23 protein-coding genes are annotated in these 24,157 nt (G+C 65.0%); 9 read left to right on the top strand and 14 right to left on the bottom strand.

Annotation, left to right across the window (positions count from 1 at the left end; all coding sequences use genetic code 11):
- Positions 1–128: 128 nt before the first annotated feature.
- Genes rnhA through ispH form a run of 3 tightly spaced genes read right to left on the bottom strand, consistent with a single transcriptional unit; the run spans position 129 to position 2,538 of the window.
- Positions 129–590 carry a ribonuclease HI gene (gene rnhA / locus JQ586_RS07725; RefSeq protein ID WP_212393937.1) on the bottom strand — a complete coding sequence of 154 codons (462 nt, stop codon included), beginning with the start codon at positions 588–590 and terminating at the stop codon, positions 129–131.
- Positions 578–1,558: a homoserine kinase gene (locus tag JQ586_RS07720; RefSeq protein WP_212393936.1), complete on the bottom strand. Its 981-nt coding sequence runs from the start codon at positions 1,556–1,558 to the stop codon at positions 578–580. Before JQ586_RS07720 ends, rnhA begins: the two co-directional genes overlap by 13 nt.
- A gap of 5 nt (positions 1,559–1,563) precedes the next feature.
- Positions 1,564–2,538: a 4-hydroxy-3-methylbut-2-enyl diphosphate reductase gene (gene ispH, locus JQ586_RS07715; RefSeq protein ID WP_212393935.1), complete on the bottom strand. Its 975-nt coding sequence runs from the start codon at positions 2,536–2,538 to the stop codon at positions 1,564–1,566.
- A 229-nt stretch (positions 2,539–2,767) separates the two neighbouring features.
- On the opposite strand from ispH, the gene JQ586_RS07710 reads away from it, so the two are divergent.
- On the top strand, positions 2,768–3,469 hold the full coding sequence (locus tag JQ586_RS07710) for a DUF1013 domain-containing protein (RefSeq protein WP_212393934.1): 702 nt from the start codon (positions 2,768–2,770) through the stop codon (positions 3,467–3,469).
- 106 nt (positions 3,470–3,575) lie between these two features.
- On the opposite strand, the gene JQ586_RS07705 is transcribed toward JQ586_RS07710, so the two are convergent.
- Positions 3,576–3,782 carry a DUF6494 family protein gene (locus JQ586_RS07705; RefSeq protein ID WP_212393933.1) on the bottom strand — a complete coding sequence of 69 codons (207 nt, stop codon included), beginning with the start codon at positions 3,780–3,782 and terminating at the stop codon, positions 3,576–3,578.
- Positions 3,783–3,801: 19 nt separating this feature from the next.
- Positions 3,802–4,074 carry a hypothetical protein gene (locus JQ586_RS07700; protein WP_212393932.1) on the bottom strand — a complete coding sequence of 91 codons (273 nt, stop codon included), beginning with the start codon at positions 4,072–4,074 and terminating at the stop codon, positions 3,802–3,804.
- A 374-nt stretch (positions 4,075–4,448) separates the two neighbouring features.
- On the opposite strand from JQ586_RS07700, the gene JQ586_RS07695 reads away from it, so the two are divergent.
- Positions 4,449–5,312 carry a heme-binding protein gene (locus tag JQ586_RS07695; RefSeq protein ID WP_212393931.1) on the top strand — a complete coding sequence of 288 codons (864 nt, stop codon included), beginning with the start codon at positions 4,449–4,451 and terminating at the stop codon, positions 5,310–5,312.
- Between the two features lie 147 nt (positions 5,313–5,459).
- Here JQ586_RS07695 and JQ586_RS07690 read toward each other — a convergent pair whose 3' ends face one another.
- Both JQ586_RS07690 and JQ586_RS07685 read right to left on the bottom strand, forming a co-directional pair.
- Entirely contained in the window at positions 5,460–7,370 is a 1,911-nt protein-coding gene (locus JQ586_RS07690; RefSeq protein WP_212393930.1) for a propionyl-CoA synthetase, read from the bottom strand.
- Positions 7,371–7,460: 90 nt separating this feature from the next.
- Positions 7,461–8,231 (bottom strand): tetratricopeptide repeat protein, encoded by a 771-nt coding sequence (locus JQ586_RS07685; RefSeq protein ID WP_212393929.1) that lies wholly within the window; start codon positions 8,229–8,231, stop codon positions 7,461–7,463.
- A gap of 138 nt (positions 8,232–8,369) precedes the next feature.
- Here JQ586_RS07685 and JQ586_RS07680 point away from each other — a divergent pair, with 138 nt between their 5' ends.
- A complete protein-coding gene (locus JQ586_RS07680; protein ID WP_212393928.1) occupies positions 8,370–9,914 on the top strand; it encodes a sodium:proton antiporter in 1,545 nt (514 codons plus the stop codon).
- Positions 9,915–9,988: 74 nt separating this feature from the next.
- Here JQ586_RS07680 and JQ586_RS07675 read toward each other — a convergent pair whose 3' ends face one another.
- On the bottom strand, positions 9,989–10,795 hold the full coding sequence (locus JQ586_RS07675; RefSeq protein ID WP_212393927.1) for an SDR family NAD(P)-dependent oxidoreductase: 807 nt from the start codon (positions 10,793–10,795) through the stop codon (positions 9,989–9,991).
- Positions 10,796–11,443: 648 nt separating this feature from the next.
- Here JQ586_RS07675 and JQ586_RS07670 point away from each other — a divergent pair.
- On the top strand, positions 11,444–12,661 hold the full coding sequence (locus JQ586_RS07670) for an EAL domain-containing protein (protein WP_212393926.1): 1,218 nt from the start codon (positions 11,444–11,446) through the stop codon (positions 12,659–12,661).
- A gap of 55 nt (positions 12,662–12,716) precedes the next feature.
- Here the strand turns inward: JQ586_RS07670 and JQ586_RS07665 are convergent, their stop codons facing one another.
- Positions 12,717–13,196, bottom strand: a complete 480-nt coding sequence (locus tag JQ586_RS07665) for a hypothetical protein (RefSeq protein ID WP_212393925.1) — start codon at positions 13,194–13,196, stop codon at positions 12,717–12,719.
- A gap of 205 nt (positions 13,197–13,401) precedes the next feature.
- On the opposite strand from JQ586_RS07665, the gene JQ586_RS07660 reads away from it, so the two are divergent.
- Positions 13,402–13,698, top strand: a complete 297-nt coding sequence (locus JQ586_RS07660; RefSeq protein WP_212393924.1) for a hypothetical protein — start codon at positions 13,402–13,404, stop codon at positions 13,696–13,698.
- Positions 13,699–13,731: 33 nt separating this feature from the next.
- On the opposite strand, the gene JQ586_RS07655 is transcribed toward JQ586_RS07660, so the two are convergent.
- Positions 13,732–14,928 carry a hypothetical protein gene (locus tag JQ586_RS07655; RefSeq protein WP_212393923.1) on the bottom strand — a complete coding sequence of 399 codons (1,197 nt, stop codon included), beginning with the start codon at positions 14,926–14,928 and terminating at the stop codon, positions 13,732–13,734.
- Between the two features lie 85 nt (positions 14,929–15,013).
- The gene (locus JQ586_RS07650) at positions 15,014–15,643 is read right to left on the bottom strand and encodes a CoA pyrophosphatase (RefSeq protein ID WP_212393922.1); all 630 of its coding nucleotides are present in this window, start codon (positions 15,641–15,643) and stop codon (positions 15,014–15,016) included.
- Positions 15,644–15,730: 87 nt separating this feature from the next.
- Between JQ586_RS07650 and JQ586_RS07645 the strand changes: the two genes are divergently transcribed.
- The 3 genes from JQ586_RS07645 to JQ586_RS07635 all read left to right on the top strand — a co-directional run bounded on the left by JQ586_RS07645 (position 15,731) and on the right by JQ586_RS07635 (position 17,616).
- Positions 15,731–16,186, top strand: a complete 456-nt coding sequence (locus tag JQ586_RS07645; protein ID WP_212393921.1) for a PaaI family thioesterase — start codon at positions 15,731–15,733, stop codon at positions 16,184–16,186.
- Positions 16,187–16,285: 99 nt separating this feature from the next.
- Positions 16,286–17,302 (top strand): aldo/keto reductase, encoded by a 1,017-nt coding sequence (locus JQ586_RS07640; RefSeq protein WP_212393920.1) that lies wholly within the window; start codon positions 16,286–16,288, stop codon positions 17,300–17,302.
- Between the two features lie 116 nt (positions 17,303–17,418).
- Positions 17,419–17,616 (top strand): hypothetical protein, encoded by a 198-nt coding sequence (locus JQ586_RS07635; RefSeq protein WP_212393919.1) that lies wholly within the window; start codon positions 17,419–17,421, stop codon positions 17,614–17,616.
- Positions 17,617–17,729: 113 nt separating this feature from the next.
- On the opposite strand, the gene katG is transcribed toward JQ586_RS07635, so the two are convergent.
- Complete coding sequence (gene katG, locus JQ586_RS07630) at positions 17,730–19,895, bottom strand: catalase/peroxidase HPI (protein WP_212393918.1); 2,166 nt, start codon at positions 19,893–19,895, stop codon at positions 17,730–17,732.
- Positions 19,896–20,013: 118 nt separating this feature from the next.
- Here katG and JQ586_RS07625 point away from each other — a divergent pair, with 118 nt between their 5' ends.
- Complete coding sequence (locus tag JQ586_RS07625; RefSeq protein WP_212393917.1) at positions 20,014–20,970, top strand: LysR substrate-binding domain-containing protein; 957 nt, start codon at positions 20,014–20,016, stop codon at positions 20,968–20,970.
- A gap of 570 nt (positions 20,971–21,540) precedes the next feature.
- Here the strand turns inward: JQ586_RS07625 and JQ586_RS07620 are convergent.
- Together JQ586_RS07620 and JQ586_RS07615 are read right to left on the bottom strand one after the other, a co-directional pair.
- Complete coding sequence (locus JQ586_RS07620; RefSeq protein WP_212393916.1) at positions 21,541–22,335, bottom strand: IclR family transcriptional regulator; 795 nt, start codon at positions 22,333–22,335, stop codon at positions 21,541–21,543.
- Between the two features lie 78 nt (positions 22,336–22,413).
- On the bottom strand, positions 22,414–24,156 hold the full coding sequence (locus JQ586_RS07615) for an FAD-dependent oxidoreductase (RefSeq protein ID WP_212393915.1): 1,743 nt from the start codon (positions 24,154–24,156) through the stop codon (positions 22,414–22,416).
- Position 24,157: the final 1 nt, after the last annotated feature.

Genomic DNA, 24,157 nt, shown 5'->3' with positions numbered 1-24,157 from the left:
CCGGGGATGGCCCGAAGCGCCAGCCCCGGAATCTCGCGATTCCCCGGGGGCGCAATTGCGCCCCTGAGGTTCGATGCTTCGCATCGATGCAATCATGGCCCGCAGGATGGGTTTGAGCCCAGCCCGCCCTACTCCTTCAACTTCGCCATCGCGACGCCCTCGCGCGCCAGCTCGTCGGCGCGCTCGTTCTCGGCGTGGCCGGCATGGCCCTTGATCCAGTGCCAGCGCACCTCGTGCGGCTTCAGCGCCGCCTCGAGACGCTGCCATAGCTCGACATTCTTGACCGGCTTCTTGTCGGCGGTGCGCCAGCCGTTGCGCTTCCAGCCGTGAATCCAGCCGGTGATGCCCTGGCGGACATACTGGCTGTCGGTGGTGAGATCAACCAAGCACGGCTTCCTGAGGGCCTCGAGCGCCGAGATCGCCGCCATCAGCTCCATGCGGTTGTTGGTGGTATGCGGCTCGCCGCCCTTCAATTCCTTCTCGACATCGCCGAATTTGAGGATCGCGCCCCAGCCGCCCGGTCCGGGATTTCCGGAGCAGGCACCGTCGGTGAACACCGTGACATGCGGCTTGTCGTTCACGCCGCGCATCCCGCCGGCGTGATGCCGTAGTCGTTGAGGCTGGCGACATTCTGCTGGAAGCGCAGCTTGCGGACATATTCCAGCGGGTCCTTGGGCCGCACCAGTGCGCCTTCCGGCACGTTGAGGAAATCGACCAGGCGGGTGAGCAGGAAGCGCATCGCGGCGCCTCGCGCGAGCAGCGGCATCGCCGCCTCTTCCGCCGCCGACAGCGGCCGTTCGCGGCGGTAGGCATTGAGCAGCGCGCGCGCCTTGGTGACGTTGAAGGAATGATCCGGCTCGAAGCACCAGGCGTTCAGGCAGATCGCGACGTCGTAGGCCAGGATGTCGTTGCAGGAAAACGGGAAGTCGATCAGGCCCGACAGGCGGTCGCCGAGGAAGAACACGTTGTCGGGAAACAGATCGGCATGGATGACGCCGACCGGCAGGTCGGTCGGCCAGTTGGCTTCGAGATAGTCGAGCTCGCGCGCGATGAGATCGGAGAGGTTTGCCTGCACGCTGTCGGCGCGCGCGGCGGCAAGATCGAACAGCGGCCGCCAGCCGGAGACCGACAGCGGGTTATTGCGCACCAGCGGGAAATCGCGCCCGGCGAGATGCATCCTTGCCAGCGCCTCGCCGACGCCTGCGCAATGCGCGACGTTGGGCCGCCGCGGCCACACGCCTTCGAGGAAGTTGATGATCGCTGCCGGCCGGCCGGCCAGCCGGCTCGTGACCTCGCCGTTGCGGTTCCTGGCCGGCTGCGGGCAGGACACACCGCGCTCGGCCAGATGCGCCATCAGCGAAAGAAAATACGGCAGATCGCCTTCGGCCACGCGCTTCTCGTAGAGCGTGAGGATGTAGGCGCCCTGGCTCGTGTGCAGCAGGAAATTCGAATTCTCGACACCCTCGGCGATGCCCTTGTAGGAGAGCAGTTCGCCGATGCCGTAGCTCTTGAGGAATTCCGCGAGGTCTTCGGCGGCAACGTCGGTGTAAACCGCCATATGGCTTATTCCGCGGCGGCAGCGTCGGGCCGCAGCGAACGCGGCAGCGGGAAGAATTCGTTCTCTTCCGCGGCCGAGACCGTCTCCACGTGAAGCTCGTACCGTTCGGCGAAGGCGCCCATGATCTCCTCGACGATCACCTCCGGCGCCGAGGCGCCCGCGGTGATTCCGAGGCTCCGGATGCCCTCGAAGCGCTCCCAGTCGATGTCGCTGGCGCGCTGGGCGAGCACCGCAATCCGGCAACCCTCGCGCTCGGCGACCTCGCGAAGGCGCTGCGAGTTCGACGAGTTCGGTGCGCCGACCACGATCAGCGCGTCGACCACCGGTGCCACCTTCTTGACCGCGAGCTGGCGGTTGGTGGTGGCGTAGCAGATGTCTTCCTTGTGCGGGCCGTTGACGTTCGGGAAGCGCTCCTTGAGCAGCGACACGATCTCCGCGGTGTCGTCGATCGACAGCGTGGTCTGGGTCACGAAGGCGAGGTTGTCAGGGTCCTTCGGGGTGAAGGTCTTGGCATCCTCGGCGGTCTCGATCAGGGTCACGGCGCCGGGCGGCAGCTGGCCCAGCGTGCCGACCACCTCCGGGTGGTGCGAATGCCCGATCAGAAGGATCTCGCGGCCACGCTTGAAATGGATCGCCGCCTCGCGGTGGACCTTGGTCACCAGCGGGCAGGTCGCATCCAGCGAGAAGAAGTTCCTGGACTTGGCCTCGGCCGGGACCGATTTGGGAACCCCGTGGGCCGAAAACACCACCGGCGCATTGGTATCATCGGGGATTTCAGCCAATTCCTCGACGAAAATGGCGCCTTTGGTCTTCAGGCTGTCGACCACGTACTTGTTATGGACGATCTCGTGCCGGACATAGACCGGGGCACCATAGATGGTGAGCGCCCGTTCCACCGTGTCGATGGCGCGGACCACCCCGGCGCAGAAGCCACGTGGGGAACAAAGCACGATTCTCAGGTCGGGTTTTTTCGCGGACATGGGGTTGTCTCGGGGCAATCTCGGGACCGAATCACCCCTCGCCGGCGGGCGGGGAACGGCCAATACGGATAAGGACTTGGGACTGCTTTCGGGCGCTGTCAAGGCGATTTTGCTGGCCCATTGCGCCATTCCCCCCTCAGGGCTTATATAGGCCACATAATTCCCGTCATCGCCGATGACTACCAGCTTCGCCTCGACAGAGGTGGGCGAAGCACAAAGGAGATTTGCCATGAGCAACGCACCGCTGATGCCGAAGGCGACTGCCGTGTGGCTGGTCGACAATACCGCTCTGACCTTCGATCAGGTGGCCGATTTCACCAAGATGCATCCCCTGGAGGTGCGCGCCATCGCCGATGGCGACGCCGCCCAAGGCATCAAGGGCATGGACCCGATCTCGAACGGCCAGTTGACCCGCGAGGAGATCGAGAAGGGCGAGCGCGACCCGAACTACCGCCTCAGGCTCGAGGAGAGCAAGGTGGTGCTGCCGACCGCCACCAAGAAAAAGGGCCCGCGTTACACGCCGGTGTCGCGCCGCCATGAGCGGCCGAGCGCGATCCTCTGGCTGGTGCGCAACCATCCCGAACTGAAGGACGCGCAGATCATGCGCCTGGTCGGCACCACCAAGACCACGATCGCGAGCGTGCGCGATCGCACCCACTGGAACGCCTCGACGCTGACGCCGATGGACCCGGTGACGCTCGGCCTGTGCTCGCAGATCGAGCTCGATTTCGAGGTGCAGCGCGCCGCCAAGGAAAAGCCGACCACGGCCGTCTATGGCGGCGCGACGCTGCTGCCGGCTTCCGAGACCACGCGCAAGGATCAGCCCGACTATTATGAGCCGACCGAGAAACAGCACGACGATCTCAACGTCGACGCGGTGTTCGCCAAGCTGAAGACGATCGGCGGCAAGAAGCACGACGACGAGGAGTAAGCGCTTCTCGCGAACGATCGCTGGATCACCAGGCGCGGCGGGGCAACCCGCCGCGTTTTTGTTCTCGCGGTGCCAGGAGTACCACGCGAAGATGCGGCGAGCTCTCTCAGCCGAGTTCGATCTCGCCCGATACCTCGTGAACGAGATTGACGCTGCCGACGGTCAGCACAACTTTCGCCGAGAGCTTCTCGTCGCCTTTGAGCCGGCCGCCCGCGACGGCATCGCGCACAACCTTCTCGACTTCGCGTTGGGAGGTAATGCCGACTTTCTTGAGGAATCCGCGAAGGCTGCTGTTGAAGACGTCCTCGTTCATCATCGCCTCCTCATGACATCTAGTGCACGTCCGGATGGTTCAGCATGTATTCGCCGAGATCGCGCTGCTTGCGATCGGCGCGTGCGTCGGCATTCTGTCGCTGCACGTCGCGGTCCTTGCGGCAGGCGACGTACTCGGGCGAGCCGACCTTCACCTTGCCGCCCGCCTGGCAGTATTGATCATCGTCGCCCATGCTGTCCGCGACCGTCGATTGCCCGCGCTCCAGGCAGCCGGCAAGCAGCGGTAGCGCGAGCAGCAGGGCGAAGGGGGCGCGTGTGGAAATCAATCGCATCCGTGGGTCCATGGGTCGTGGCGACATCAGGTGTGACGCGGGAATGATCCCGCAATCCATCAAAATCAAGGCTATTTTGCTGCCAATTGCGTCCAACCTCGCCTGCCCGCCAGCTGCGGGGCCGTTGTCCGGGCGCGCCTTTCCGTGCGCCCGGGTAAATTTGCCGCAGGCAACTCCATTGTGAACCATCTCTCAATCATCAATGCTAATTTCATATAGATTACAGTTCCAAGTTGCATCCGGCGGAGCAACGAGTTTCGGCCTTCAACGATGGAGCTTTCACGATGGACGTCTTGCAGGATTTCCAACTCACTTCAGTGTCCGGGCGGATCGAACAAGGGTCAGAGGCAGAGTTTCAGGCAACGCCTGTCCGCATGCGCAGCCTGCTGGGTCCGCTGGCAATGTTGCCGGGCACGTGGAAGGGCCGCGGCTTCAATCAGATCTGGCGGCCGTTCCACGGTTCGCAGGATCGCTTCCTGGAATTGAACGAGACGATCGAGACGCTGCAGTTCGACGAGATTCCCGGCGACATCCCGAATCGCGGCCTGCTGCAGAACGACATCAACCTGCACGGTATCCGCTACCTGCAGCAGATCCAGGACGCGCACGTGCTCGGCCCGAACCACAAGCTCGCCGGCATCCACATCGAGCCGGGACTCTGGCTCACCGCGCCGGCCACCACCAATCCGAGCGACCCGACGACAGTTGCGCGCCTGGCCAATATCCCGCATGGCACTTCGCTGGTCGCGCAGGGCTCCAGTTCCTCGACCAACAGCGGCCCGGAGATCCATCCGGTCAGCATCACGCCGTTCACGATCGGCAATCCGAACAACAAGATCCAGTTTCCGGAGAGCAATCTGTCCACGCCGAGCCAGTTCCGGACGCCGCACGCCGACATCCCGCACGTCACGCAGGCGATGGTCGACAATCCCAACAGCGTGTTGTCGGCGGCGCTTGCCGGACACACGATCATCGGCACCACGGTGCTGCGCGTATCGACCAACCCGCTGAACCCGCCGACCACGGGCGGCGGCACCTCGAACATCGCGTTCCTGCAGGGCGCAGGCGGCGGTCCGAACGCGAATGCGGCCGAGGTCGATGCGATCTTCTGGATCGAAATCGTCCGTGAAGCCAACGGCGCGATCAAGCACCAGCTGCAATACAGCCAGACCGTGCTGCTGAACTTCAACGGGCTGAGCTGGCCGCACGTCACGGTGGCGACGCTGGTGAAGCAGTAGGCGGTCGTCGTCCCCCTCGCCCCGCCCTTGCGGGGAGAGGAACTACTTCCGCGAGAGCAATGAGCAACGCGTGCGCGGAGACCCCCTCACCCGGATTGCATTGCCATGCAATCCGGCCTCTCCCCGCAAGCGGGCGAGGCAAGAGGGCTACACTTTCCCCTTCAGTGCGTCGCCGATCTCGTCGAGGACCTTCGGGTCCTCGATCGTCGCCGGCATGGTCCAGGGCTCGCCGTCGGCGATCTTCTTGATGGTGCCGCGCAGGATCTTGCCCGAGCGCGTCTTCGGCAGCCGCGCCACCGTGATCGCGAGCTTGAACGCGGCGACCGGGCCGAGCTTCTCGCGCACCAGCGCCACGACCTCCTTCTCGACCTCGGCAGGCGGCTTGATCACGCCGGCCTTCAGCACCAGGAAGCCGCAGGGCACCTCGCCCTTGATCGGGTCCGTGATGCCGAGCACCGCGCATTCGGCGACGTCCGGATGCGATGCAAGGATCTCTTCCATGCCGCCGGTCGAGAGCCGGTGGCCGGCGACATTGATGATGTCATCGGTGCGGCCCATCACCCAGACATAGCCGTCCTCGTCCTTGTAACCGGCATCCGACGTCTTGTAGTAGCCGGGGAATTCCGAGAGATACGCCTCTTTGAAGCGCTCTTCCTGCTGCCACAGGGTCGGCAGGCAGGCCGGCGGCATCGGCAGCTTGATCACGATCGAGCCCATGGTGCCTGCCGGCACCGGCTTTGCCGCCTCGTCGACCACATCGACCTGATAGCCCGGCATCGGCACCGTCGGCGAGCCATGCTTGACCGGCAGCTGGCCTAACCCCACCGGATTGCCGGCGATGCACCAGCCTGTCTCGGTCTGCCACCAATGATCGATGACAGGCACCTTGAGCTGCCGCTCGGCCCACTCCACAGTCGGCGGATCGGCGCGCTCGCCGGCCAGGAACAGCGTGCGGAATTTCGAGAGATCGTACTGGCGGATGAACTTGCCGTCCGGGTCTTCCTTGCGAATGGCGCGGAACGCCGTGGGCGCGGTGAACAGCGCGACCGCCTTGTGCTCGCTGATGACACGCCAGAATGCGCCGGCATCGGGCGTGCCGACCGGCTTGCCCTCATACATGATCGAGGTCGCGCCGTGGATTAGCGGGCCATAGACGATGTAGCTGTGACCGACGACCCAGCCGATGTCGGAGGCGCACCACCACACCTCGCCCGGCTTCACGCCATAAAGATTGTATATCGACCATTTCAGCGCGACGAGATGGCCGCCATTGTCGCGCACCACGCCCTTCGGGATTCCCGTGGTACCCGAAGTGTAGAGAATGTAGAGCGGGTCGGTCGCGAGAACCGGCGCGCAGGGCGCGGCCTTGCCGGCAGCGAGAGCAGCACGGCGCAGGCTCTCCCAGTCGTGATCGCGGCCCGCGGCGAGGTCGCACCCATGCTGTGGCCGCTGCAGGATGATGCAGGCCTCCGGCTTCGCGCTCGCGAGCTTGATCGCCTCGTCGAGCAGTGGCTTGTACTGCACGACGCGCCCTGGCTCGATCCCGCAACTTGCCGAGAAGATCAGCTTCGGCTTGGCGTCGTCGATTCGGGTCGCCAGCTCCTTCGCCGCAAAGCCACCGAACACCACGCTGTGCACGGCGCCGATCCGTGCGCAGGCCAGCATAGCGACCACGGCCTCCGGCACCATCGGCATATAAAGGATGACGCGGTCGCCCTTGGTCACGCCGAAATCCAGCATCACCGCGGCGAGCGTCTTCACCTCCTTCAGCAGCTCCGAATAGGTGAACTTCGTGATGGTGTTGGTGAGCGGCGAATCATGGATCAGCGCGAGTTGGTTGGCGCGGCCGCCGCCGACATGGCGATCCAGCGCATTGTAGCAGGTGTTGACCACGGCGCCGGTGAACCAGCGGCCATACGAACCCGTCGCAGGGTCGAAGACCTTCCTCGCCGGCTCGACCCAATCGATCTCGCGCGCCGCTTCCGCCCAAAACCCCTCCGGGTCCCGAAGCGAGCGGGCATACACCTCATGATACCGGCTCTCGTGCTGGATGCTCATGGCGTTTCTCCCTGCGCGTCCGCGCATCTTTGCCCGCCATTGTCACGGGAAGCGGGAGCGTTTCAAGCCGAAATCACACCGACGTTAGCACTAGTATCCGTCGGCTCCATTGATCCGCAGCAGCCGCTCGCGCATGGCTTTCTGCAGATCGTAACCGGCCTTGCCGAACTCGGCATTGCGGCGGGCGATGAACTGATCCTGATCGAGCTGCAATTCGCGCGCCTGACGCGGGTTCTGCGCCTCGCGCACCGCGCGAAAGGTCGATGCACCGATCTCTCGATCGAGATCGGCGAGCTCGGGATTGGCGCAGATTGCCTTCTCCACGGCGCGGCGCGCCTTGCGGCAATCGAAGCTGGGCTTGCCGGCGACCGCCATCATGGCGCCCATGCGCTCCAGCTCCAGCGACAGCGACTTGTAGTTGGCCCTGGCGGCGGCATGATCGGGATTGAGCTTGAGCGCCGCGCCGAAATCCGCGATCGCCTTCGGCCGATCACCCTTCCTGCGCCAGAGCTCGCCACGTGCATTATGCGCGTCGGCCAGAGTCGGATCGAGCCTGAGGGCGGTGTCGTAGTCGGCGATCGCGCGATCGATCATCTGCCTGCGCTCGAAGGCCGCGGCGCGTGCCGTCACCGCCTTGGCGCGATCGGGCCTCGACGCCTTTTCGCTGGCGACCAGTTCACCGCAGACTTCGATGGTCCTGTCGTCGTCACCAGCCGCAGCCGCGGCAACGCAGGGCGCCGGATCGGCCTGGATATCCTTGCCCGGCTCGCTGCCCGTCGCGCGCGCGGCGCCGGCTGCGAGCACGCAGGACAGGCAAAGCCCGAGCAGCGCCACGGCGAGGTTTCGACGGTTTTGTCGCATCACAATCGCCGACAGGGCGGCCTTCTCCTGCGCTTCAGCATATCAAGCAGCGCGTCACCCGACGGCGCGGCATTTGCCGCAAAACCACACGCTGGATTATACGTCAATGGCGACAATCGGCTGTATCGGGGTTTCGTCTTGCTGACATTCGAGTGGATCATCGCCCTTTTGCTGGCCGCCGTCGCGCTGTCGGCAATGGCGCGGCGGATCAAGGTGCCCTACCCGACCTTCCTCGCGATCGGCGGCATGCTGCTGGCCTTCCTGCCCTCGGGCCCGTCCTGGGCGCTGGAACCGAAGCTGGCGCTGGCCCTGTTCGTCGCTCCGGTGCTGCTCGATGCCGCCTTCGACACCTCGCTGCGCGATCTGCGCAACAACTGGTTGCCGGTATCGACGCTCGTGCTGGCCGCGGTCGGCATCACGACCGTTGCCGTCGCGGTGACCGCGCACTGGCTCCGCCCGGATATGCCCTGGCCGGTCGCGATCGCGCTCGGCGCCATCGTCGCCCCGCCCGACGCCGCCGCCGCTACCGCGATCCTGCGCCAGGTCAAGCTGCCCTACCGGATCCAGAAGATTCTCGAGGGCGAAAGCCTGCTCAACGACGCCAGCTCGCTGCTGATCTATCGCGTCGCTGTCGGCCTCGTCGCCGCCGAGCACATGAAGATCGGCGAGTTCGTGCCGTCCCTGACGGTTGCGCTGGTCGGAAGCCTCGCCGCCGGCTATTTGTTCGCGCAGGTCTGGATGATGATCACGCGCCGAATCACCGAGGCGCCAAGCGCGATCATCACGCAATTCGGCGGCACTTTCATGGTGTGGATCGTGGCCGAGCGTGTCGGCCTGTCCGGCATCCTCACCATCATTGCCTATGCGATCACGATCGCCCGCACCGCGCCGGCCCGCACATCGGCACAGCTGCGCGTGTCGTCCTATACGGTGTGGGAAACCGTCGTCTTCGTGCTCAACGTTCTGGCTTTCATGCTGATCGGCATGCAGTTGCGCCCGATCTGGTCGGAACTCGACGCCGACGTGCGGTTCAAATATTGCAGCTTTGCGGCGGCCATCCTCGGCATCGTGATCCTCGTCCGCATTGCCTGGGTGATGTCCTACGGCGCGTTCCTGCGCGCCCTGAAGGCGCGCGGCCTGCTTCCCCACTACGTGGTGACCGCCGTGCCGTCGTTGCGACGCAACGTCATCGTGTCATGGTGCGGGATGCGCGGGATCGTTACGCTTGCGGCCGCCTTTGCGCTGCCCGAGTATTTTCCGTATCGCGACCTGATTCTGCTGACGGCCTTTGCCGTGGTGCTGGGCTCGCTGGTGATTCAGGGTCTGACGCTGCGGCCACTGATCCTGGCACTCAAGTTCGATGATGACGATCCGGTCGCGGGCGAGGCCGCGCACGCCCGCAGCGTCGCCTTTCGGGCAGCGCTCGACGCAATCGACGCCGATCCCTCCGAGGAGGCAGAGATCCTCCGGCTCGAATACCGCGCGGTGCTGCTGCGCGCCGAGGCCGAACCCGACGGCGGCGTGGCCTCGAGCGAGCTTCCGGCCGATCCGCTGCGCCGCCGCGCCATCGCCGCTGCCCGCGTTGCGTTGCTGAAGCTGCGCCACGTCGAGGCGATCGGCGACGACGCCTTCCACCTGGTGGAGAGTGAACTCGACCGCGCCGAGATCAGCGCCGAAGCATGATCAGCGCCTTTGATCCTGGCGCGTTTGCTTCACGCGAACCGGTATGCGCCTCGCTCGACAACGCCTCCGGCGGGTCAGGCGCCCGACTTGCAGGTGATGCCGCCGTCGACCACCAGCTCGATGCCGGTGACATATTTCGATTCGTCGGAGGCGAGGTACAGCGCGGCATTTGCGACATCCCAGGCATCGCCCATATGCCCCATCGGCACCTGCGCATCGCGCGCGCGCCACATCGCCTCCACATCGCCCTTGGCGTAGCTTTGCGCCAGCCCGGCCGAGTGCGCGACCATCGGCGTCTTCATCAGCCCCGGCAGGATTGCGTTGACGCGCACGTGCCTTGCTGCGAACTCGACGGCCGTGGTGCGCGTCATCTGGTTCATCGCCGCCTTGCTCGCATTGTAGCTGACATAGGAGATGCCGACATGGCGGATCGAGGCGATCGAGGAGATGTTGATGATCGAGCCGCCGCCCTGCTTGATCATCACGGGAATGACGTGCTTCATGGAAAGATAGGCGCTCTTGAGGTTGACTGCGAAGACACGGTCCCACTCCGCTTCCGCCACTTCGACGACGCTGCCGACCTCGGCGATACCGACATTGTTATCGAGCACATCGATGCGGCCGTAGGCCGCAAGGCACGCCCCGACCATCGCCTCGACCTCCGCGGCGCGGGCGACATCGGCCGTGAATGCTGTCGCCTTGCCGCCTTCGTCGGTGATGATCTTCACCGTCTCTTCGGCCGCCGTCCCGTTACGATCGACGCAGAATACGCTGGCGCCCTCGCGCGCGAACGTCACCGCGGTTGCCTTGCCATTGCCCCAGCCGGGCCCGATCGAACCCGCGCCGACCACCATCGCAACCTTGCCCTTGAGCCGATCCATCGATTGTTCTCCCTTGTTTGTTGTCGTTATGACCGGAGCACCGATGGAGCGCCAGCGAAAACCGGCCTGCTGTTCCCGGATTGCGAGTTCACTCCACGCGGGCTGCGCGTTTTGCATACACTCATCGTGATGTGCAGCTGCTCGATTGCGTCGGCGACGCGCTGAGCACGTCGGTAGCCGATTATCATCGTCCACCCCGGTTACGGCGCAGCGTTCCTGTTCCTGGCGGCCGTCGCAGTTGCCGGACTGCTCGGCTGTTGCGCATTGATAGCGGAGACATTGCAGAGACCCGGACAGACAGCGACGAGGGGATAGCGCGCGATCACGCGGCACAACAATTGTGCGACAATGGTGCAGAAACGCGCCTGCATCGGCGCCTCAACACAGACATTAACGCCGTCTCCCGATGACACATCGGAGCACGCGGCCCGGGATCGATCGCAAATCGTCCAGTCGCGCACATGAACGCCGGATGACGCATTCGTTGCAGGCGCCTCAGTCACGTTCCGCGGCTTTTCCGTCGCAATTTGATTCGAATTCGCGGCCTTAAGGTTAGCGAAGCAATGCATGTATAGTCCCGAAATTTCCATGATTGCCGCTGCCGCACCGATGTACGAATCCGTCGGGGCTATTGCGGACAAGGCGGGCATGAATCACATCAGTCATATCGGACACGCGCGAGCCGGCTGGTTCGGGCAGCGCAAGCTGACGCCGCGCGCCTGCATCGCGGACAGCAAAAAGCACCTTCGGACCTTCCTTGCCGATGCGCTGGAGGATCTCGGCTTCATCACCAGCGAATGCGGCCAGGCAACCGAACTCGACGGCGTATTGGACGCCGAGCGACCCGATCTTCTGGTGCTCGGCGTCTCCATGGACGGCATCGAAGTCAGTAAAATTCTCGAGACTTTGGTGAGAAAGGACTATGACGGCAAGGTGCTGGTGATCGGCCAGCCGGACTCCATCATCGTCAAGGCGGTCAGGCAGATTGGCGATGAGTACGGTATCGCGATGCTGCCTGCATTGCAGACGCCGTTCGGCGCCGGAACCCTTCGCGCCAGTGTTGCCTCGCTCCTTCCGGTTGAGCCGGTGCCGAGCCCCGCGGTCGACGTGCCCGAGGCACTGAAGGCGGGCTGGCTCGAGCTCTGGTATCAGCAGAAGATCCATCTGCGGACACTGGCCCCTCATGGCGCGGAGGCGCTGATCCGGATGCGACATCCGGCGTGGGGCATCGTTCCGCCGGCCTATTTCATCCCCGGCGACGACGATCCGCATTTCCAGGCGCTGTCCGAATTCGTCATCGATCGGGCGATCGAGGACTGGCGCTACCTGCTGGAGCAGAAGGGGCCGGTCGATCTCTCGATCAACCTGCCGATCTCCTTTCTCGCAGATCCCGATGCGGTCGGCGAGCTGTGTCGCCGGATGCCGGAGCATGCCGCCTTCGCCGGTCTGCTGATCGAGATCGACAGCTCCGAAGTGGTCGACAATCTGGACCTTGCGATCGACGTCGCGCGACGCGTACGCCTGCACAACATCGCGATCTCGATCGACAATGTCGGCGCGAACTGGCCATCCCTGTTGGGACTGCAGACCTTTCCCTTCGTCGAACTGAAGGTCGACCGTCAGTTCGTCTCGGGCTGTGCCGATCATCGCCTGAGGCAGACGGTGTGTCGCCGGATCGTCGAGCTGGCCCACGACAACGGCGCCCGCGTCGTGGCCCAGGGCGTCGAGACACGCACCGATTATCTCGCCGCGCACGACCTGGATTTCGATCTGGTCCAGGGCTACCTGTTCGGCAAGCCGATGGGCGTGAGGAAGTTCGCACGATCACGCCTGCAGCTTGCCGCCGAAAAGGAGCCGTCGGCTTGATGACGGTCGAGCCAGGCCCGGGCGCGACCTGCGCGTCACCCGCCCCGGGCCGCCGTCACTGAAACGTCATGTCCAGGCACTTGGAGATGTCGGAGCCGAGGCCTGACGAGATGGTGATGCAGCCGCGGATCTTCTGGCTGTTGTTGTCACTCGCCCAGATCGCATAACCGCCGGGGCCGAAGAACGAATTGGTGTTCGGCGGTTCGGTCTCGGTGGCATCGAACGAATAATTGCCGTCGGTTTCGAAAATGCGCGGCTTCTTGGTGCAGCCGCCGTCAGCCTGGACGTTGATGACCTCCTTGTTGTCCCGCGTCAGCGCCAGCGACACCTGGCAACGGAAATATTCCGAAGTCTTGGCGTTGAACAGATAAGCGTAGGACTTGCAGGTCGCAGTGTTGAGCTTGCCGGCGGACAGGCCGCGGCTGCAGGAAATCCGCTGGTTGTTGGAGAGCTTGAACTCGTCCGCATGCGCGACCGAAGCCAGCATCATGAACGACAGTGCAACACCGAGACCGATCTTCATGACGTGGCTCATCCGAATCATCCCCAATGTGTTTCTGGCAATGAATGCTTGTAGACGGAAACGCGAACATAGTCGCGATGGATGATCCGGAAAATCACAATGTCGCGGACAAGCGTGAGTGATGTCTGCCCCGATCGTCGTATTGACGGCCGAGTTGCGTTCGTGATTTGTTCAAGACGGCGCGACGATTCCGTTTTTTTCGGTCGGGAGGATGAACATGACGAATTTTTTCAGCAGAACGATTTTGGCGGCTGCCTTCACCGTGTTGACCACGTCGGCGTTCGCGCAAGAGGCCACGCCGTGGGAGCTGAAGCCCGACATGGGCTATGCCTACGGCAAGGATGGCAAGACATTCGCCTACAAGATGGGCACCAGCAATGCCGGCACCCTTTTGAAGGGCGCCAAGAAAGTGCCGAAGGGCACGCTGTTCTTTATCGGCGAGAACGGCCAGCTCTACATGCGCTCCGGTCCCTATCTCGAGGGCAACGGCAAATTCATGTTCGGATCGAATTGATCGCGAGCAGATCGGCAATCCTCCCCTGAACGATCAGAATGCCGACGCGAGTTCCTTCGCGCCGGGCTTGTTGCTGTTGAAATCCATCCGCTCGTCGGTGACCGCGAGCAGCTTCGCCACCGTGTTGTGGCGGATCGCGACCGGGTTGCGCTCATAGCCGGAGCGCTGGAAGAAGTTCGCGGTCGGCACCTGCTCGCGCATCGCCTGCGGCATGGTCACCATGTCGAACCCGGTGCCGTCGCCGGTCAGGTTCATCATCTCGAGCTCGGCGGCGGTGAGCGGCCGGTTGTAGCCCTTGGCGCGGGCGAACAGCACCGAGGTCAGGAGCTTGTGCGTCTGCAGCATCGGGCCGACGTCGATGTCGAGCACCATGGCATGAACAGCCCAGCCCTGCGCCGTGTCGGCAAGCCGCTCATGCGCCGACCAGTCGTCCGGCACGCTGCGCGTGAACGCGACCATCTTCTTCAGCACCGCGAGCTTGTGCTCCATCGCCTTGCGCGCCGGGCCACTGGTGGCCGCGACCCGCTCGGCGAGTTCCCGCACGAATTCGTGGCCCTGCTCGGCCATCAGCTCGACGCTGTTGGTGGTGAGCAGCTGGTTGTAGCCGACCGCGGTGGAAATGGCGCGTTTGCCGCCATGCTCGATGCCCGACTGCACGTCGTAATTGCCGGTGCCGCCGGTCTCGAACGAATAGACCCGCACCGCCTGCTCCGGCGTCAGGCCGGCCGTGCGCGCATAGCGGGCATAGGCGCGCTTGAACTCCATCTCGCTGGCCGGCCGCTGCGGCGCGAACTGGAACTGCTCGGCTGCGGCCTGGATCAAATCTGCGACCACCGGGATCGTCTTGCGCGGGCGCGGCTTGCCCTCCTCCTCTTCCGGCTCCGGATTCACCGGCCGCTTCGGCCCCCGATAGACCGGCGGCTGCTCCAGCACGTAATCGTCGAGCGTGATCTGCACACGGTCGCGCCGCTTGGCGTTGCGGGTGCGCCGCTTGTCGGCGATCGCGCTCCAATAGGCGCCTGCCTCCTGCTCGAACGCGGCGCGCGCCTCCTGGTATTCCTGCAGCTTGCGGCGATAGTCCATGATCGCCAGCGGCGATGCCCCCTGCGCCATCGCGTTGGCGGTCTGCGGCGGCAGACCGTTGGCCTCGCCGGCCAATACGGACGGGGCTCCCGCGGTCAACGCGAGCGCGACGAATCCATGCGAGAGGCGAATCAATTGCGAGCGCATGATTCCGTTGTATCAAGCGGCGACGCGAAGTCAGCCCGGATTTCCAGTGGCCGTGCGCGCCGCGATGCCGCAGCGGCGTTTCCTGCTACTTCCACGCGAACACCGGCTGCTCCAGATCGGCGACGCGGGTGTTACGCCCGGCGAGCACCTCGCGGAACTGATAGATCAGCGCGGCGGTCGGGGCATGGATCTGCTGGCCGGCGAGGCGGAAGCGGATCACGCGCCGCGTGCTCTCGGGGATCGAGACGAAGCTGAACGCGCCGTCGGCCTCGACTGCATCGAGCCCGATGCGATGAACGGACGCGACCTCGTCCGGGTTCGGCGTGATCGCAGCGCGTTTCCCCGCCCACACCACGACCGGCGTGATCAGATATCCGGAGCGCGTCGGATAATCGTCGAGCATGCCGAGCAAGGCATGCTCGGCGAGCGCGAGGCCAAGCTCCTCGTGCAGTTCGCGCAGCGCGGCCTGAACCGGGGTCTCGCCGGCATCGCAGCGTCCGCCCGGCAGCGCCCATTGCGCACGATGGGCACGCAGGCTGGCGCTGCGGCGGGTGAGCAGGAAGGCGGTGCCGTGGCCGTCATCGCTCTCGGTCAGCGCGATCGCGACCGCCGCCCGCTTCAGCGCCGGAGCCGCATCGGCAGGCAGCTGGCGCGTGAACGCGGCACAGAGCTCTGCGATATTCCGCCGGGTGGCATCGTCAAATGTGCGGGCCATCGATCTTGACTACAACAGTCCTGCGTTTGATGAAATGACTGCCACCACATGCCTCCCGCGATCAATCAAGCAATGGACCCTGCAAACATGACGGCCAAGCCTGCGGACAACAAGCCTGCGGACAAACTGGCCGCGGACAGACTGAAATCCGACGGCTGGAAGGTCGCCGATACCACGGGCTTCCTGACCTTGATCGGCCCGTTGTGGGAACGGTTGAAGGACGGTGCGCTCGAGCTCGCGCTGATCACCGAGGACAAGCACCACAATCGCCGCGGTCTCGTACAGGGCGGCGTGATCATGACCTTTGCCGATCGGGCCTGCGGCATGGCGGCTCGTTTCGTCTCGGGCAGGCCGACGCTTGCCACCGTGCAGCTCGACACCCATTTCATCGATGCCGGCAAGATCGGCGAAATCCTGACGACCCGCCCGCGCGTTGTGCGCTCGACCCGCAGCCTGATCTTCATCACCGCCGAGGTCACCGTCGAGCAGCGCTGCATCGCGATGGCCAACGGCGTATTCAAGATTCTGAAGAACGAGAGTTGATGCGTCGTTCCGGGGGAAATGCGCTAGCATCGAACCCGGAACCTCGAGATTCCGGGTTCGTCCTTCGGACGCCCGGAATGACAAGCGGAGGATACCCCGATGCAATACCGCCAGCTTGGCCGCAGCGGCCTGAAAATCTCGCCGATTTGCCTGGGCACCATGATGTTCGGCGGACCGACGGATGAAGCCACCTCGGCGCGGATCGTTGCGAAAGCGCACGAGGCCGGCATCAACTTCATCGACAGTGCCGACGCCTATAATGGCGGCAAGTCCGAGGAGGTCACCGGCCGCGCGATCTCGAACCGGCGGTCGAACTGGATCCTCGCGACGAAGCTCGCCAACCCGATCGGCGATGATCCGAACCACGGCGGGCTGTCGCGGCGCTGGGTGTTGCAGGCCGCCGACGAGAGCCTGAGGCGGCTCGGCACCGACTACATCGACATCTATTACCTGCACAAGGAAGACCATGCGACGCCGCTCGACGAGACGGTGCGCGCGCTCGGCGATCTGATCCGCTCCGGCAAGGTGCGCTATTTCGGCGTCTCCAATTACCGTGCCTGGCGCGTCGCCGAGATCTGCAACATCTGCGACCGGCTCGGCATCGACCGCCCGATCGTCAGCCAGCCCTACTACAATGCGATGAACCGGATGCCCGAAGTCGAGCACTTTCCGGCCTGCGGCTATTACGGGCTCGGCATCGTACCCTACAGCCCCCTGGCGCGCGGCGTGCTGACCGGCAAATACGCGCCCGACGCGCCGCCGCCGGCGGACACCCGGGCCGGCCGCAACGACAAGCGGATGATGCAGACCGAGTGGCGGCCCGAATCGCTGCAGCTCGCGCAGGAGATCAAGCGTCACGCCGAGAGCAAGGGCATCACCGCCGGGCAGTTCGCCGTATCGTGGGTGCTGAACTCCTCGTTCGTGAGCGCCGTCATCGCAGGTCCGCGCACCGAAGCGCAGTGGGACGATTACATGCGTGCGCTTGACTATCGCTTCACCGCCGAAGATGAAGCGCTGGTCGACCGCCTCGTCACGAGCGGCCATCCCTCGACGCCGGGATTCAACGACCCGGCCTACCCGATCGAAGGACGACGGGCGCGGACCGAGGGGCGATAGCAGCGGCAAGCCGCTCGTCTCGGCACTGCCGAAGCCCGGCTTCGCAGCTTCCGAATTGCGCGCACCCCCGTTCGGCTGCAGCATCAGCACACGACAATGCCGATGCTGATATTGCCATGACCTCATCCAACGCACTCGACTGGATCGTCGGGCTTCTGGTTTGCTGGGCAAGCCTGACCGCGATCGTCCAGCCTTCGAATCAGCCCGGACTCTGCTACACGCCCGCCGCAACAAGCCACGCACTGCCGATGCCGCTGATTCCGACGCCGGCGGACGCCGAAGCCGTGATCCGGGACATGAAGCTTCACGATTGAAGGAATTGCGCAAACCCCGAAAAGCCTTTCCTCAAGCTCCACAATGCATCAGGGCGGCACCGAAGTGCCGCCCTGAAATCTCGTTGCCGGTTCCGGCCGTCGACGTGGCCGGCTTACTTGGCCAGGTCGAACCGGTCCGCGTTCATCACCTTGGCCCACGCCGCGACGAAGTCCTTGACGAACTTCTGCTTGGCGTCCGCGGAGCCATAGACCTCGGCGAACGCACGCAGCTGCGAGTGCGAACCGAAGATCAGGTCGGCACGGGTGCCGGTCCACTTCACCGCCTTGGACTTGCGATCGCGGCCCTCATAGACGCCCTCGCCGGCATGGCTCCACTCGGTGCCCATGTCGAGCAGGTTGAGGAAGAAGTCGTTGGTCAGCGTCCCCGGCTTGCCGGTGAAGACGCCGTGCTTCGACTTCCTGGCGTTGGCGCCGAGCACGCGCAAGCCGCCGACCAGAACCGTCAGTTCCGGTCCGGTCAGGTTGAGCAGCTTGGCGCGATCGACCAGCGCTTCCTCGGGCTTGAGGAACTGACGCTTGCCGCTGATGTAGTTGCGGAAGCCGTCAGCCCGCGGCTCGAGCGGTGCGAAGGATTCGACGTCGGTCTGGTCCTGCGACGCATCGGTGCGGCCGGGCGTGAACGAAACCTTCACGTCGGTGCCGCCGTCTTTCGCCGCCTTCTCGATCGCCGCAGCGCCGCCGAGCACGATCAGGTCGGCGAGCGAGACCTTCTTGCCGAACTCCTTCTGGATGGCTTCGAGCTTGCCCAGCACGCTCTTTAGCTGAGCCGGCTCGTTGACCTCCCAGTCCTTCTGCGGAGCGAGGCGGATGCGCGCGCCGTTGGCACCGCCGCGCTTGTCGGAGCCGCGGAAGGTCGACGCCGACGCCCAGGCTGTCGACACCAGTTCGGACACCGACAGGCCCGAGGCGAGGATCTTCGCCTTGAGCGCCTCGATATCCTTGTCGCCGATCACTTCGTGATCGAGCGCCGGAACCGGATCCTGCCAGATCAGCGTCTCCTTCGGCACCAGCGGGCCGAGGTAGCGCGCAACCGGGCCCATGTCGCGGTGGGTGAGCTTGAACCAGGCGCGGGCGAAGGCGTCCGCGAACTGGTCCGGATGCTCGTAGAACCGCCGCGAGATCTTCTCGTAGGCCGGATCGACGCGCAGCGAGAGGTCGGTCGTCAGCATCGTCGGCTTGCGCTTCTTCGACGGATCGAACGGATCGGGAATGACCGCATCCGCGCCCTTCGCCACCCATTGCTGAGCGCCGGCCGGGCTCTTCGTCAGCTCCCATTCGTACTTGAACAGGTTCTCGAAGAAGTAGTTGCTCCACTTGGTCGGGGTCTGGGTCCAGACCACTTCCGGGCCGCCGGTGATGGCGTCGGCGCCGATACCGGTGCCGTGAGCACTCTTCCAGCCGAGACCCTGCTGCTCGATCGCGCCGCCTTCCGGCTCCGGACCGATCAGCGACGGATCGCCGGCGCCGTGGGTCTTGCCGAAGGTGTGGCCGCCGGCGATCAGTGCTACGGTCTCTTCGTCGTTCATCGCCATGCGGAAGAACGTCTCACGGATGTCCTTCGCAGCAGCGAGCGGATCCGGCTTGCCGTTCGGGCCTTCCGGGTTGACGTAGATCAGGCCCATCTGCACCGCGCCGAGCGGCTCGGAGAGCTGGCGCTCGCCGCTGTAGCGCTCGTCGCCGAGCCAGGTGCCTTCCGGGCCCCAGTACAGCTCTTCCGGTTCCCACACGTCGGCGCGGCCGCCGGCGAAACCGAAGGTCTTGAAGCCCATCGACTCCAGCGCAACGTTGCCGGCGAGCACCATCAGGTCGGCCCACGAGATCTTGCGGCCGTATTTCTGCTTGATCGGCCAGAGCAGCCGGCGCGCCTTGTCCAGATTGGTGTTGTCGGGCCAGCTGTTGAGCGGGGCGAAACGCTGCTGGCCGGCGCCGGCGCCGCCGCGGCCGTCCGTAATGCGGTAGGTGCCCGCCGAGTGCCAGGCCATGCGGATCATGAGGCCGCCGTAGTGACCGTAGTCGGCCGGCCACCACTCCTGGGACTCCGTCATCAACGCGGTCAGATCCTTGACGACCGCCTTGAGATCGAGGGTCTTGAATTCCCTGGCGTAGTCGAACTCCTTGCCCATCGGATCGGACAGGCTGGAGTTCTGATGCAGGACCTGAACGTCGAGCGTCTCCGGCCACCAGTCACGATTTGCGGGGCCGCGGGAGCCTCCTGTGAATGGGCATTTGCCCGCGCCTTCATCGGTTTTTGCGTCCATGTTTCTTCTCCGAGGTGATGGATCTTGCAGCATGCTGGAAACGATCCAGGAACGACTCTACGCGCCCGAATCCATCAGGTGAAATTGACTTTAGTGATCGCGGCAATAAGATAAACTGATGATAAATGTCACACTCCGGCAACTCAGGTATTTCGATGCGCTGGCCCGGCACGGTCATTTCGGGCGCGCCGCGGACGCCTGCGCGGTCTCGCAGCCGGCGCTCTCGATGCAGATCCGGGAGATGGAGGAGGCCGTTGGCGGCGTGCTGATCGAGCGCGGCGCGCGGCAGGTCACGCTCACCAAGTTCGGTGAGGAACTGCTGCGCCGGGTTCGCGATATCCTGCGCTCCGTCGACGAACTCGGCGACTTCGCACGCGCCTCCCGCGACAGGCTCGCAGGCCGGCTGCGCGTCGGGATGATCCCGACCATTGCGCCATATCTGCTGCCGAAGGTGATCGAGACGCTGGCGCGGCTGCATCCCGAGCTCGACATCCATGTCCGCGAGACGCTGACGCCGAAACTGATCAAGGAGGTGTCCGAGGGCCGGCTCGACACCGCGATCGTGGCGCTGCCGGTATCGGAACCGTCGCTGACCGAGGTCGCGCTGTTCAAGGAGAACTTCCTGCTGGTGCGGCCGGGCGAGGCTGCGGGAACGCCGGTGCCGTCGAGCGAGATGCTGCGCGAGATGCGGCTGCTATTGCTCGAGGAAGGACACTGCTTCCGCGACCAGGCGCTGTCGTTCTGCAACATGCAATCCTCGCCTCCGCGCGAAGTGCTGGACGCGAGCTCGCTGTCGACCCTGGTCCAGATGGTCGGCGCCGGCATCGGCGTGACCCTGATTCCGGAGATGGCCGTCAGTGTGGAGACGCGCTCGGCACCGGTCGCGGTCTCGCGCTTCAGGAATCCGCAACCCTCGCGCACCATCGGCATGGTCTGGCGCAAGACCAGCCCGCTCGCCGGACAATTGCAGCAGATCGCCGAAGTGGTGAGCCTCGCCGCCGACGCGCTGCGTGCGCCGAAGGGAGAAGCTGGTGCGAAGGAGACGAAGACCAGGCGCAGCGCACGGCGCGAGTAGATATCGCGCGCCGCCCTCTCCAAATCGTCGAGTTCGTTGCGCGATCGTGAAACGTACATTCTCATTCTCGCGGCGTGTTCCGCCCGAGTTCTGAATCTAGTCTCGCCCTTTCCTTCCGGAGAGGGCGCAGGGAAAGCCGGGTGCCGATCGCACCCATGGGTCCGGTGCAACAAAAAGCACCGGAAGTCGGACCACAGGTGTAACCGGGAACAACCCGGCTTTCCCTGCGCGATGGGTTACGGCTTATACGTGCTCTCCCCGGTGAGACTGGGCTTTTTTGTCACCGCCGTCAGCAAGAGACCTTGGTCTCTTGCTGACAGGACACCTGCCACTAGGGCGTCAGGCCTGCACGATTTCGCCGTCCGCCTCGGCGCATTCGTCTCGCGCACCTCGGCGTCCACCGCATCTCACCGCGCGTTCGTGACGTGCGCTCGCCCCTCGATCGGGTGAGACGGATCGATCTATACACCGGATCATCATTACGATAAACCGAAATATTTTTGCCGCGAGGGCTTGCGCCGTCGGGCAAATCAGTGCTTGGGGCGCGAGGGCTCCTCCGCCCGGCATCCCTCACCCGGTCGCGCGCACGGTGCCGTGCCCGAGCTGCCGCGACAGGTCGCCGGCGCAACTGCGCAGCGCGGTCGCGATCGCGCTGTCCCAGTCGACGTCGAAGCTGCCCTCCGGCCCCATCGCCGTGATGACGAGCGCGACATGGCCGGCATGGTCGAACACCGGGGCGGCGAAGGCGTTGACCCCGGGCAAGGGATCGCCGATCGCGCGCGCCAGCCCGCGGGCGCGGACCTCGGCGAGCATCTCGGCAACCTTCGGGCTCTTCGGCGTGCGCTTCGGGTTGTAGCCGACGCCGAGGCGATCGAGCCCGCTGTCGAGCGCCGCCTTGATGGTGTTCTGCGGCATGAAGGCGGCGAACGCCCGGCCGGTCGCGGTCTCCAGCAGCGCCACCACCGAGCCGACGCGCATCGCGATATGCACGGGGTGACTCGGCTCCTCGAGGCGCACCACTGTCGGCCCATGCGTGCCCCAGACCGACAGCGACACCGCATGATCGATGGTGCCGGCGAGCGCCGCGATCCGGGGCGTGGCGATGCGCACGGCCGAGAGTCGGCGCAGGCTGATCAGGCCGAGCTCGAGCGCCAGCGCGCCGATCTCGTAGCGGCCCGTGGTCTCATCCTGCTCGATCAGGCCGATACGGGAAAAGCTGACCAGATAGGGATGCGCCTTGGCCGGCGGCATGCCGGCCTCGCGCGCGAGATCGCGCAGCATCATCGGCTCGCCGTTGCGGGCGAGCGCGCGGAGCAACTCTCCGCCGACCTCGATCGACTGTATGCCGCGGCTTTCTCTCGTCATGTGGTCCTGCCAGCTCGCCCACAGCGTCCTTACACGGCGAGAAACCGGCAGTCGACCGGCATCGTCACGCCGTTCACATCATGCCGCGCTTCTCTCCGCCGCGGCACCCGCAAGATGCTTTCCCGCGATATAGCCGAACGTCAGCGCCGGGCCGAGCGTGATGCCGGCGCCGGGATAGTTGCCGCCCATGATGCTCGCCATGTCGTTGCCGACGGCATAGAGCCCGGGAATGACCTGCCGCTGCGCATCCAGCGCGCGCGCCTGCGCGTCGGTGACGATGCCGGCATAGGTGCCGAGATCGCCGATCACCATCTTGATGGCATAGAACGGCCCATGGTCGAGCGGCGCCACGCAGGGATTCGGTCCATGCAACGCATCGCCCTGATAGCGATTATAGGCGCGCGAGCCCTTGCCGAAGAGGGGATCGCGGCCCTCCTCCGCGGTCTTGTTGAACTCTGCGACCGTGGCCTCGAGCCCTTTCGCGTCGATGCCGGCTTGCGCCGCAAGCTCGGCAAGCGTCGCGCCGCGCTTGAGATAGCCGGTGTTCAGATGATGGCGGAGCGGCATCGGACGCGGTGGCACGCAGCCGAGGCCATATTTGCGCAGGGTCTGATGATCGCAGACGAGATAGGCTGCGATCTCCTCGCCGGGCTTCGCCGCCTTCACCATTTCCTGCACGAAGTCGTGGTAGGAATTGCCTTCGTTGGCGAAGCGCCTGCCGTCGCGCATAACAGCGATCACGCCCGGCTTGGCCCGATCGATGAAGTGCGGCATCACGCCCTTCGAGCCGTCCTTGCGCGTCGTGACGGAGACGGGCACCCACGCCGCTGCATTCGGCAGCGTGTCCTCGACCCGGCCGCCGGCGGATTCCGCGAGCCGCAGCCCGTCGCCGGTATTGCCGACAGGGCCAGGCGAATAGTGTTCCTTGCCGGTCGGGGCATGCGGAAACATCTTCTGCCGCCGCGCCACATCATGCGGGAAGCCGCCGCATGCGAGCACGACGCCACGTCTGGCGTTGACGCGGATCGCGCGTCCATCGCGCATGACGATCGCACCATGGACCGCGCCGTTCTCGACGATGAGCTCGCGCACCGGCGCATCGAGCCAGAGCGGGACATTGAGGTCGAACGCAGATTTCGCCAGCCGTCCGGCCAGCGCATTGCCGTTGGTCAGCGTCATGCCGCGGCCGTGGCGGATCACGTCGCCGGCGTGCCTCGACAGCCGCTTTCCGACATAGATCGCCGAGGTGAGCGACCGGGTCGCCCGCATGAAATGAACGATCTCCTTGCCGGAGCCGAGCATCATGCCGAACACGGTCAATTCGGGCAGCGGACTGCCGAGATGCTTGATGGCCGGCCCAAGTTCGCGGCCGTCGAACGGACGCGCGACCATGGAACGGCCGCCCTGCGCGCCGCCGGGCGCTTCGGCGTGATAGTCCGGAAAGGTCAGCGGCATGTCGAAGCGCACCGCCGTCCTGGTGGTGAAGAAATCGACCGCCTTCGGCCCTTCGGTCAGGAACGCATCGACGCGCGCGGCATCGAAGCTGTTGCCGGCCTCATGCCTGAGATAGGTTTTGGCCTGGTCCGGGTTCTCCTCGATGCCCCAGGCCTTTGCCAGCGACGTGCCGGGGATCCACAGCCACCCGCCCGAGCGCGCGGTGGTGCCGCCGAAGCGCGGCTCCTTCTCGACGACAAGGACCTTGAGCCCGTGATGGGCGGCGGTGACGGCGGCCGACAGGCCGCTGCAACCGGAGCCGATCACCAGCGCATCGCAGTCATACGTCTCTTGCGTCTCTTGCGCCGCTTGTGCGTTGTCTGTCACG

Origin of the sequence: Bradyrhizobium jicamae, assembly GCF_018130215.1 — a bacterium.
In the GTDB taxonomy this organism is placed as follows: Bacteria; Pseudomonadota; Alphaproteobacteria; order Rhizobiales; family Xanthobacteraceae; genus Bradyrhizobium; species Bradyrhizobium jicamae_A.
This window is presented reverse-complemented; position numbering and strand designations above follow the sequence as displayed.

Coding starts and splice junctions, on each gene's coding strand:
- rnhA (WP_212393937.1), bottom strand. CDS start 590: ATGCGCGGCGTGAACGACAAGCCGCATGTCACGGTGTTCACCGACGGT.
- JQ586_RS07720 (WP_212393936.1), bottom strand. CDS start 1,558: ATGGCGGTTTACACCGACGTTGCCGCCGAAGACCTCGCGGAATTCCTC.
- ispH (WP_212393935.1), bottom strand. CDS start 2,538: ATGTCCGCGAAAAAACCCGACCTGAGAATCGTGCTTTGTTCCCCACGT.
- JQ586_RS07710 (WP_212393934.1), top strand. CDS start 2,768: ATGAGCAACGCACCGCTGATGCCGAAGGCGACTGCCGTGTGGCTGGTC.
- JQ586_RS07705 (WP_212393933.1), bottom strand. CDS start 3,782: ATGAACGAGGACGTCTTCAACAGCAGCCTTCGCGGATTCCTCAAGAAA.
- JQ586_RS07700 (WP_212393932.1), bottom strand. CDS start 4,074: ATGCGATTGATTTCCACACGCGCCCCCTTCGCCCTGCTGCTCGCGCTA.
- JQ586_RS07695 (WP_212393931.1), top strand. CDS start 4,449: ATGCGCAGCCTGCTGGGTCCGCTGGCAATGTTGCCGGGCACGTGGAAG.
- JQ586_RS07690 (WP_212393930.1), bottom strand. CDS start 7,370: ATGAGCATCCAGCACGAGAGCCGGTATCATGAGGTGTATGCCCGCTCG.
- JQ586_RS07685 (WP_212393929.1), bottom strand. CDS start 8,231: ATGCGACAAAACCGTCGAAACCTCGCCGTGGCGCTGCTCGGGCTTTGC.
- JQ586_RS07675 (WP_212393927.1), bottom strand. CDS start 10,795: ATGGATCGGCTCAAGGGCAAGGTTGCGATGGTGGTCGGCGCGGGTTCG.
- JQ586_RS07670 (WP_212393926.1), top strand. CDS start 11,444: ATGAATCACATCAGTCATATCGGACACGCGCGAGCCGGCTGGTTCGGG.
- JQ586_RS07665 (WP_212393925.1), bottom strand. CDS start 13,196: ATGAGCCACGTCATGAAGATCGGTCTCGGTGTTGCACTGTCGTTCATG.
- JQ586_RS07660 (WP_212393924.1), top strand. CDS start 13,402: ATGACGAATTTTTTCAGCAGAACGATTTTGGCGGCTGCCTTCACCGTG.
- JQ586_RS07655 (WP_212393923.1), bottom strand. CDS start 14,928: ATGCGCTCGCAATTGATTCGCCTCTCGCATGGATTCGTCGCGCTCGCG.
- JQ586_RS07650 (WP_212393922.1), bottom strand. CDS start 15,643: ATGGCCCGCACATTTGACGATGCCACCCGGCGGAATATCGCAGAGCTC.
- JQ586_RS07645 (WP_212393921.1), top strand. CDS start 15,731: ATGACGGCCAAGCCTGCGGACAACAAGCCTGCGGACAAACTGGCCGCG.
- JQ586_RS07640 (WP_212393920.1), top strand. CDS start 16,286: ATGCAATACCGCCAGCTTGGCCGCAGCGGCCTGAAAATCTCGCCGATT.
- JQ586_RS07635 (WP_212393919.1), top strand. CDS start 17,419: ATGACCTCATCCAACGCACTCGACTGGATCGTCGGGCTTCTGGTTTGC.
- katG (WP_212393918.1), bottom strand. CDS start 19,895: ATGGACGCAAAAACCGATGAAGGCGCGGGCAAATGCCCATTCACAGGA.
- JQ586_RS07625 (WP_212393917.1), top strand. CDS start 20,014: ATGATAAATGTCACACTCCGGCAACTCAGGTATTTCGATGCGCTGGCC.
- JQ586_RS07620 (WP_212393916.1), bottom strand. CDS start 22,335: ATGACGAGAGAAAGCCGCGGCATACAGTCGATCGAGGTCGGCGGAGAG.